This is a genomic window from Streptococcus sp. HMSC071D03, assembly GCF_001812125.1.
Lineage (GTDB): Bacteria > Bacillota > Bacilli > Lactobacillales > Streptococcaceae > Streptococcus > Streptococcus pseudopneumoniae_N.
This window is the reverse complement of record NZ_KV807810.1, coordinates 7,233-8,010: the sequence shown is the minus strand read 5'-3', so window position 1 is coordinate 8,010 and position 778 is coordinate 7,233. Positions and strand designations below refer to the sequence as shown.

The following is a 778-nucleotide window of genomic DNA, read 5'->3' as shown; positions in this document are numbered from 1 at the left end:
CTACCATCACTATTAACGTACTCACAGAATCCAAGGTGACCATAGATTGGTGATGCTCCAGCTACACCGTTCATGAATACAACTGCAGAACCTGGTTTAGGAGTCGTTGAAATTTCATATCCTTGAGCTTGACCACTATCAACCCATTGATTGGCATTTCCTAAATACGGATAAATTCCTATTCCAATCTGAGCAAAACGGTTATAGACATACCAAGTACAATTTCCTAGTGCATAGGCATTACCTGGATAACCTTGTCCCTCTAGAATTGCTTGATCGGTAGGTAGACCATAAGGTAGCTTATCTTTATATTCTGATGGAACTTGCTTGCTAGAAACACCTGTCGAACCTCCTCCTTTATTTTTTAAGAAATTCAACCATTGACGGGCTGCAGATTGCCGTTCTAATAGCTTGTTTCCTGGGACTCCTAACCAAGCGTTCAAAAAGTCCTCCGTAAGAGCTTCTACGGAGCCTGTTGAGGTTACAATTCTTCTGAATGCTGCACGTCTAGTTGGATCATCTTCCTCCAGAAGAAATTTTGTTTGGACTTCTGCAGACCAAATATCTCCATTCACAGATTTTGCAAAATTCCACAATGCAAGAGCACGAGGGCCAGTAAATTGACCAATCCCAATCCCGATATAGTGCAAACCGTTGACTAGATAACCTCTTTCATTTAGAGGCAAGGTAGGGTACATAGCTTGAAAGGCTCCCCAGTTACCAACTAGATTTTCTGCAGTTGGTTCTTTAGCAACTTTATCGAACTGATTATTGGTTA

1 protein-coding gene is annotated in these 778 nt (G+C 41.4%); it reads right to left on the bottom strand.

Annotated elements, in window-relative coordinates; translation table 11 throughout:
• The coding region (locus tag HMPREF2837_RS09520) for a phage tail tip lysozyme (RefSeq protein WP_148131867.1) at positions 1-778 on the bottom strand (778 nt) is incomplete at both ends.